Raw genomic sequence first — 4705 nt, forward strand, 5'->3', positions numbered from 1 at the left:
AAAGAAGGCGGGTTCGCGAAATCTCGGACGAAGACGTTGCTGAACCCGCGCGTCGGCATCTCTGGGCGCCGCTTACGACGAGCGGGTTCCTGCCCGAGACACCAGACACAGTCAGATCATGAGTAGCTCGTCGGGGCGATGACGGCTCCTGTGGCCCCGAAGTCCTCGCGTTCCTGACAGATGAGGATGATGGCGCGGTGACGAACATCAGCGATGATCATGTGAAGATCCACTTCCGGATGGAGGTGGACGAGGACGGCTGGCCCCCTGCGAGTGTTGAGAGCCTGTGGGCGGTGGACCTGGGTGACGGGACAGTGAGGCTGGACAACACCCCGTGGTTCGTACGCGGGGTCGCCAGCGGCGACATCGTCCAAGTGGAAATCGACGACGACGGACTGCGTTGGGCTGGGGAGACCGTCCGTGCTTCGGAGAACTGCACCATCCGGTTGATCGTGCTGAAGGACGGGGGATCGGCTGCCGCCCGGCAGACCGTGCTGGAGACCTTCCATCGGCTCGGCACGACGGGCGAGGGAATCGAAAAGTTCCGCATGGTCGCATTGGACATCCCACCGGAGGCGGACATCCCTCGCATTCGGAAGCTGTTGGAGCACGGTGCGGCCAAGGAGTGGTGGCACTGGGAAGAAGGGTGTGTCACTCCCGCCTGGACGGCTGCCGCCTGAAGTGGAGTTGAGGACAGCCTGCCCATCCTCAACGCAGAGACTTGCCGGTGCGTTCGGGGTGGGCAGCGTGGATGTACCTGACCGCGGTGACCTCGCTGATCCCGAACAGTCTGATGAGGTGGAGCGGGTCTGCGGTGAGCTGGGCCTCGTGGAGTATCCGGTCGATGCGGACTCTCTGCCCGCTCAGCCTGAGCGCGGTGAACACGTCCTTGATCGTGCTGCGCGAGATGGGCGGGGCGTCGGTGTTCATGGCGGTGAACCGGTTCACGATCAGGTGCGGATTGCTCGACATGGGCCAGAGCCGGTGCCGTTCGCGCATCCACTCGGCTGCCAGCTCGTAGGTGAGTTCGTCAAGGTAGACCACGTGCCTGCGTCCCGGGCGCCGAACGGTCAGCCGTCCGTCGGAGAGGTTGAGCGCGCTGGCCGGGAGCCGGGTGATCTCGTTCAAGCCGAGGGCATGGACAGCGACCAGGACGACGATCAGCTTGTGGGCGGTCATCGGCGTGCGGTCGATAATGCCCTTCAACGAGTCGGACGGAATCGAGCGCGGGACCTTCTCCACAGCGGTGACGGTGAAGCCACGAGTGGGATCCGCGAAGATCACGCGCTCCTGCTTCAGTGCTCGGAAGAGACTGCGCGCGGCGCTGTGGAAGCCTTCGGCAGTGCGTCCCTGACGAGCCTTGAGCGCGTTGTCCACCTCCTCTCTGCCGACCTCGCGCAGGCTCGACACGCCGGCCGCCTGCCAGTCGTCGAGAACGGGCTTCAGGTAGCCCAGGTAGCGGCGAATGGTCACCCAGGTGGTGGCCGGGTGCTCCCACCGCCCGCCCCCGCGCAGGACCTTCACCCAGGTGCGGAGCTCGTCCGCGATGTTGCCGCTGTACTGCGCGATGGCGGACTCGACGCGGACGGCGTCCGTGTTCTTCCGCTGGGCCGGGACCAGCCTGTCACGCCTGGCGAGGAACTGGGCGAGGCGTGGCCCCGGCCCGCTTCGGGCGGTCGCGGCCGAGAGCGTCCGGATGTCCTCCTCGGGTATCGGGGCGTCGGTGCCGAGCCAGGATGCGAGGACTCGCAGCGCCCGGACGCACTTGTCGCGGGGCCCCTCGCGCCACCGCAGCTGTTGCGCTTCCTCAAACAGCGCGGTGACGAGCTCCTCGTCGCCAGGGGTCAGGAGAGGCAGTTCGGCCAGGGGACGGGAAGCGATCCTGCTCCAGTCCCGGGCTATCGGGAAGAGCGGATCCTGGCCCGGTATCAGACGGTGTGCGGAGGTGGTCCGCTCCGGTTCCGGCGAATGCTTCCAGTGCGGCTGGAAGCCGGGCTGGCCGGCGTCGTGGCGTACGTAGGCGAGGTGGACCGTCGTGTTGAACGTGAAGGGGGCTCCGAGCATCAGCTGCCGCCAGGGCTGGTGCCGCGTCTGTAGTCCGTTGAGGGTGATGTCCAGGCAGCAGCCTCGGCAGAGGCCGTCCCTCAGCAGCACGTCCTCGCGCATGCACCGCGTGCAGTCGCCGGCGTCGAACTGGTCGGCGTTGTCCCGCCAGCCCCGGCAGCCGGGGCAGAAACTCCGGATGCCCCATGCCTGGCACGATCGGCAGCTTTGTGGTCGGGCCGGCCGGATTCCGCGGATCATCGGCGGCGCCGTCCATCCGCCTGGTACGTCCAGGAGCCCGGCCTGCTGAAGGACTTCGGCGACGGCCTGCCGCATGGCAGAGATGTTCTTCAGAGCCTCCACCGGTATGAGGCCCCCGCCGTCGGACTCCCGGAGCGCCAGCATCACCCTGACCGCTCCGCCGACCTGCCGGACCCACCCCTCGCCGTGTCCGAGGTCAGCCGCCCGCTGCACGAGAACCCGCTCCACCCGGTCCCAGTCCGCCAGAGGACGCGCTCTGATCCGTGCCTCGGCCAGGTGCCCGAGCACCCGTCGGCGGGTGAACAGGAGCATCTGCCCCGGCGAGGTCGGCGGGCTGAACGTCAGATCGTCCTGTTCCTCCTGGCCTTCACCGAGCCGCTGGATCAATCGCGCCGTGTCCCAGCTACGACCAGGACGGCTGAGCGGCTGGGCCAAGCCCTTGCCGTTCAGTCCGGGGAAGATCAGCGAGAGCTGGCGATCTCGCGAAGGGCAGCCGTCGGGATCCGCCAGCCACTCGAAGTCCCGCTCGCTGCGGATCGCCCGCAGGCACGGCCGACACACGTGCTCGGCTGTACTCACCCGGGCGGTGTGCCGGCAGCGTCGACAGCTTGCCGTGGTGGGCTGCTTCTGACGCCAACGGCGGCAGGTGCCGCAGTAGCTGTAGTTGAAGCCCCAGTTCAGGCACTCCAGGCACTGCCGGGGACGCGGGAGAGCAGTCATGGTTCAGTTCGGCGGCAGCGACCGCAGTCCGTCGCCTCGGGGCTGGCGTGGGGTCGGCCGCGCCGCTCCACCGCTTGGCCCGGATTCACCGACAGCCTTCGGCAGATTCTGGTCGGAGGGCCTCCGTACCTCGACGGGTTCCGCCTCGAGCAGGTCTGCCACCGTGCAGTTCAGCGCTTGGCAGATCATGTCGAGGTCGTCGAGGCGGACCGAGATCGGCGTGGATCCCCACATCGCCGAAACCTTGCTCAACGACGGGTTGAAGCCGACCTCCTTGAACGCGGCGAGCAGGTCGGTCGGGCGCCAGATGTCGCGCTTGGCCGCGGCCCAGCGCAGGTTCCACTTCACCGCAGGTTCCCCTTGTCCATGACGAGACGCTGTGCCGCCAGGGCGCTGGCGGCCAGGTTGGCGTGCTCCGGCTCCGCGTGGACGGAAGCCAGGTACCGGACCGTCGTGGTCGCCCAGTCGTGGCCCAAGATTCTCTGAACCTCCCACAGGCTCATGCCGCGCTCGTAGTTGTGCGTCGCGCAGGCGTGACGGAGGAGGTGCGGATGAAGATGCGTGACCGGTCCCGCCAGGTACTGCGCGGAAGCGGTCTTCAGTACACGGCGGAACGTCGAGGGGTCGAGCGCTGGTGCGATCGGCATGTTCAACGCGGCCACCGCCTTCGGTAGTCGCTCGGAGGGGAACAACGGGGCGCTCGGATGTTCCGGGTCGTCCCGGAACTGGCCTCGGATCTCCTCGACGTACCACCACAGCAGCTCGCGGCCCTCCTGGAACAGGTAGGCCTGGCGCTGCCGCGGGCCGGAGCCGCGAGCTCCCTTGCCGTTGACGACGAAGCGCCCCCACTGGCCGAGTTCCCAGTGGATGTCGCCGATCTGAACCCCGCACAGCTCGGTGACTCGTACGCCGGAGATGTACGCCACCTTGGCCATGACGTAGTCCCTGCAGGCCACCATCGGCTTCCGGGCCTGCGGCAGATCAGCCCGCCAGCGGGCGAAGAACTCCTTCATCGCCTGTCGCGACGGCGGGATCCGCAACCCGAAGTCACCGCGGTGACGCGGCCGGTTGAACGGGTCGACCGGCGACTCGACCGCGGCGCCGAACCGGCGGAGGATCTCGCCGGCGTACCGCTGCTCGAGGAACGCGAAGTAGCCGTCGATCCTGTTGATCTTGGTTCGGACCGTCGAGTGCCCGCGCTTGCCGGGCCCGGCGAAGTAGCGGTCCAACTCACGCGGGGTGAGCCGCCAGGGCACCACACCGTAGAAGTCGCAGACCTCGATCACCGGCTTGACGATCCTGTCCAGAGTCGTCGGCGCGAGGCCAGCGGCATCCCGTGCCCACTGGTACTCGGAGAGCGTCTCGATGAAGAACGTTTCCTCGTCCTCGGCGGAGAGCCGGGCCTCGCGCCGACGCTGCAACGTGATGACGTCGGCCAGCCCAGTATCCAGGGGCATTGGGCCGGCGTCGTCCGCCACCCCAGCACGGGGCACGAACGTCAGAGTGCGAGTCTCGGAATCCGACATGGACGCCTAGATTACATGCGTCACTCCTGAAATCCAGGAGTTACGAGCAGAATCCCCCACGGTCGACTTGAGGGCGAAAGCACTGCGTTGACCTGCTGAACTGCGTATCTGCCGCCCGCGCGTTCTCTTCACGAACCCGCACGGACTCCACTTAG

The 4705-nt window shown here is 67.5% G+C and carries 4 protein-coding genes; 1 reads left to right on the forward strand and 3 read right to left on the reverse strand.

The features are described 5' to 3' along the window. Positions 1 to 197 precede the first annotated feature (197 nt). Positions 198 to 680 (forward strand): DUF4265 domain-containing protein, encoded by a 483-nt coding sequence (locus AB0389_RS37615; RefSeq protein ID WP_366400089.1) that lies wholly within the window; start codon positions 198 to 200, stop codon positions 678 to 680. Positions 681 to 708: 28 nt separating this feature from the next. Here AB0389_RS37615 and AB0389_RS37620 read toward each other — a convergent pair whose 3' ends face one another. The 3 genes from AB0389_RS37620 to AB0389_RS37630 are packed head-to-tail and all read right to left on the reverse strand — an operon-like array spanning position 709 to position 4481. Further along, complete coding sequence (locus AB0389_RS37620; protein WP_366400090.1) at positions 709 to 3024, reverse strand: hypothetical protein; 2316 nt, start codon at positions 3022 to 3024, stop codon at positions 709 to 711. 3 nt (positions 3025 to 3027) lie between these two features. Continuing rightward, positions 3028 to 3372, reverse strand: coding sequence for a helix-turn-helix transcriptional regulator (locus AB0389_RS37625; protein ID WP_366400091.1), 345 nt, complete (start codon positions 3370 to 3372; stop codon positions 3028 to 3030). Continuing rightward, entirely contained in the window at positions 3369 to 4481 is a 1113-nt protein-coding gene (locus tag AB0389_RS37630) for a site-specific integrase (protein ID WP_366400092.1), read from the reverse strand. The genes AB0389_RS37625 and AB0389_RS37630 overlap by 4 nt, the downstream gene beginning before the upstream one ends. Between the last annotated feature and the right edge of the window lie 224 nt (positions 4482 to 4705).

The organism is Streptomyces sp. NPDC093109, assembly GCF_040701725.1.
GTDB lineage: Bacteria > Actinomycetota > Actinomycetes > Streptomycetales > Streptomycetaceae > Streptomyces.

Excerpts from the sequence above, each read along its gene's own strand:
- AB0389_RS37620 (WP_366400090.1), bottom strand. The coding sequence starts at position 3,024 with ATGACTGCTCTCCCGCGTCCCCGGCAGTGCCTGGAGTGCCTGAACTGG.
- AB0389_RS37630 (WP_366400092.1), bottom strand. The coding sequence starts at position 4,481 with ATGCCCCTGGATACTGGGCTGGCCGACGTCATCACGTTGCAGCGTCGG.